At 70.4% G+C, this 3,390-nt stretch carries 3 protein-coding genes; all 3 read right to left on the reverse strand.

Annotated elements, in window-relative coordinates:
* Positions 1-16: 16 nt before the first annotated feature.
* A complete protein-coding gene (locus WA805_RS30295; RefSeq protein ID WP_425244035.1) occupies positions 17-1,723 on the reverse strand; it encodes a CTP synthase in 1,707 nt (568 codons plus the stop codon).
* 160 nt (positions 1,724-1,883) lie between these two features.
* Positions 1,884-2,795 (reverse strand): hypothetical protein, encoded by a 912-nt coding sequence (locus tag WA805_RS30300; RefSeq protein ID WP_422278753.1) that lies wholly within the window; start codon positions 2,793-2,795, stop codon positions 1,884-1,886.
* Positions 2,796-2,870: 75 nt separating this feature from the next.
* Positions 2,871-3,390 (reverse strand): GNAT family N-acetyltransferase (locus WA805_RS30305; protein ID WP_424563448.1); only part of this gene is annotated, 520 nt, incomplete at its 5' end.

Consider the following 3,390-nt stretch of genomic DNA (forward strand, 5'->3'; position numbering starts at 1 on the left):
TCCGCGGCGTCCTCGATCATGCCGTCGCCACCGCGCGCGCGCCGGCCTCGCCGGCCCGCGACCTGGCGAGCGCGGCGGCGATCAGGCTGCTGAACAGCGGGTGGGGCCGGGTCGGCCGGGATAGGAACTCCGGGTGCGCCTGGGTGGCCACGAAGAACGGGTGCGTCTCGCGCGGCAGTTCGATGAACTCCACGAGGCGCCCGTCAGGGGACAGGCCGGAGAACACGAGCCCGGCTGCCTCGAGTTCGTCGCGGTAGGCGTTGTTGACCTCATAGCGGTGCCGGTGCCGCTCCTCCACGGTGGCCGCGCCGCCGTACAGCTCGCTGATGATCGTGCCCGGCTGCAAGCTCGCCGGGTACAGTCCCAGCCGCATGGTGCCGCCCATGTCCCGCTCCCCCGCCACGACGTCCTCTTGCTCGGCCATCGTGGCGATCACCGGGTCGGGGGTGCTGGGGTCGAACTCCGCGCTGTTCGCCTCCGGCAGGCCGGCCATGTTCCTGGCGACCTCGATCACCGCGCACTGCAGGCCGAGGCAGAGGCCGAGCAGCGGGATCTTGTGCTCGCGGGCGTACCGGATGGCGCCGATCTTGCCCTCGATGCCGCGGACCCCGAAGCCGCCGGGGATCAGCACCCCGTCCACCCCGTCGAGCTGGCTGGCCGCGTCGTCGGGGTTTTCGCAGTCATCGCTGGTCACCCACCGGATCGTCACCTTCGCGTCGTTGCCGAAGCCGCCCGCGCGCAGCGCCTCGGCGGGTGACAGGTACGCGTCGGGCAGGTCGACGTACTTGCCGACCAGGGCGATGGTGATCGAGCGGGCGGGGCGGTGCACCCGGCGCAGCAGGTCATCCCACTCGTTCCAGTCGACGTCGTGGAACGGCAGCATCAGCCGCCGCACCACGTAGGCGTCCAGGCCCTCGGCGTGCAGCACCTTCGGGATGTCGTAGATGGACGGCGCGTCAGGGGCGGACACCACGGCTTCCTCGTCCACGTCGCACATCAGGCTGATCTTGCGCTTGAGGTGGTCGCTGATGGGCCGGTCGCTGCGCGCCACGATCGCGTCCGGCTGGATGCCGATGGACCGCAGCGCGGCCACCGAATGCTGCGTGGGCTTGGTCTTCAGCTCACCGCTCGGGCCGATGTACGGCAGCAGCGAGACGTGCAGGAAGAAGCAGCGGTCCCGGCCGATCTCGTGCCTGATCTGGCGGATCGCCTCGAGGAAAGGCAGGCTTTCGATGTCGCCGACCGTGCCGCCGACCTCGGTGATGACGACGTCGACGTCCGGGCCGCCCATGTTCAGGATGCGGGCCTTGATCTCGTTCGTGATGTGCGGGATGACCTGCACTGTGTCACCCAGGTAGGCACCGCGGCGCTCCTTGGCGATGACGCTCGAGTAGACCTGCCCGGTCGTGACGTTGGCCTCGCCGCTCAGCCTGGTGTCGAGGAAGCGCTCGTAGTGACCCACGTCCAGGTCGGTCTCGGTGCCGTCGTCGGTGACGAAGACCTCGCCGTGCTGGAACGGGTTCATCGTGCCAGGGTCGACGTTGAGGTACGGATCCAGCTTCTGCATGGACACCCGCAGGCCGCGCATCCTGAGGAGCCGGCCAAGGCTGGAGGCGGTCAGGCCCTTGCCGAGGCTGGAGGCGACGCCGCCGGTGACGAAGAGGTGTTTGGTCTCTACTTGCCTTGATGAGGCTAGCTTGGACTGAGTCGTGGTAGCGGGCAAGATGAGGCTCCCGTGGTGTCAGATGTGTCGGCGTAAAGCCGCATGTCCACGGACCACCAGAATAACATGCCGCAGGTACCGGGCCCGGCGCCGCGCCGCTTTGTCACTTCTTAACCTGGTTTGCGGGCGTTTTCAGCGCCTGGTCAGCGGCCCTGGCCCGCTACGCGGACGTGGGCGCGGAGCCGACGGCGGCGTTCCGCGGCTCTTGCCCGCCCGGGCCCTGGCCCGGATGATCGGCCTCGCCGAACCTCGCGAGCATGACCGCGCTCGTCACCGCGAGCAGGAAGCCGGCGATGGCGGCCGGCTCGAGGCCCGGCCTGGTCCTGTCACCGAGGAACACCACCCCGATGATGGCGGGCGGGAGCGTCTCGGCGAGCACGACCGCGGCCGTCGCGACGGTGACGCTGCCGCCCTCGAGCGCCGTCGCGTAGAACACGAACGACACGATGCCCGCCGCCGCGACGGCGTAGGCCGCGGGGTCGCGCAGCAGGGTGAGCGGCTCGAAGCCGTTGAGCACCCGCGCCGCGATGCCGATCACGCCGTAGCCGAACCCGGCCACCAAGCCGAGCGCCAGGGTGCGGGCCGGGTCGCGCAGCCGCGCGGCGGCCAGGCCGATCAGCCCGAGTGCCGCGATGGCGACGATGAGCGCGAGCTTGAACATCACGCCTGCCTGGCTGGCGCCCTCCGGCCCGGCGCTGGATCCGAGCAGCCCGACCCCGGCGACGACCCCGGTCACGGCGAGCCATTCCCGCCAGGACAGCCGCACCTTGATCACCAGCGAGGCGACGACCGCGACCACGGCGAGGTTCGCCGCGACGATGGCCTGGACCGCGAACAGCGGCAGCCGCTGCAGGGCGATGAGCTGCGCCACGAACCCGAGGGCGTCCAGGCACAAGCTGACCACGAACCGCCATTGCCGCAGCATGCGCGGGAGCAGGCCAGGGTCCACGCCGCCGGCGTCGGCGACCTGGGGCTTCCGGTTGCTGGCCTCGTGCGCCGCGACCGACTGCATCACCGACGCTATTCCGTAGAACAGGGCGGCGACGAGAGCGGCAGTCAGGCTTGCCAGCATAACGATTAGCTTACGCTCAGCTTGTCATCAGCATTCATGGAGATATGTCCCTACCCTTCCCCCGATGAGGCATATCTAACGCAATGCCGTGGCGGGCCTGGACTCCCAGCTGGTCCACAGCGGCCGGTACCCCATTCGGTACCAGAACGGCGCGGACAGCGGGTTGACCTGGCTGTGGTGCAACAGCGTGACCGCGACGCCCGCGGCATCGAGCCTGGCGTGCAGGTTCCTGACCAGCGCCGCGCCGATGCCGGTGCCGCGCTCGCGGGTGTCCACGAACATCGTCTGCAGGTACGCGGCCGGGGACGTGCTGGTCATCCCGGCGATCCAGCCGCTGTCTTGCGGCGGCTGGGCGACCAGCAGCCCGACCGGGTGCCCGCCATACTCCGCCAGCCAGGTCCAGGTCGCCGGCCTGGCCAGGCTGCCGCGGATCTCCTCGCGCACCAGGCTGGCCGTGCCGGCCCGCCACACCGGGCCGCCGAAGTGCATGTCGTACCTGATGAGCCGCAGCTCCAGGTCGGTGACCACGTCCTCGTCGGCGGGACCCGCGGCGCGGATCGTGACTCCGTGGGCGCCGCGCGGCGCGGTCGGGGGC

Origin of the sequence: Trebonia sp. (assembly GCF_049794275.1) — a bacterium.
GTDB lineage: Bacteria > Actinomycetota > Actinomycetes > Streptosporangiales > Streptosporangiaceae > Trebonia.

What these genes read in the sequence shown, in the direction of transcription:
- WA805_RS30300 (WP_422278753.1), bottom strand. Translation starts at nt 2,795, where the DNA reads ATGCTGGCAAGCCTGACTGCCGCTCTCGTCGCCGCCCTGTTCTACGGA.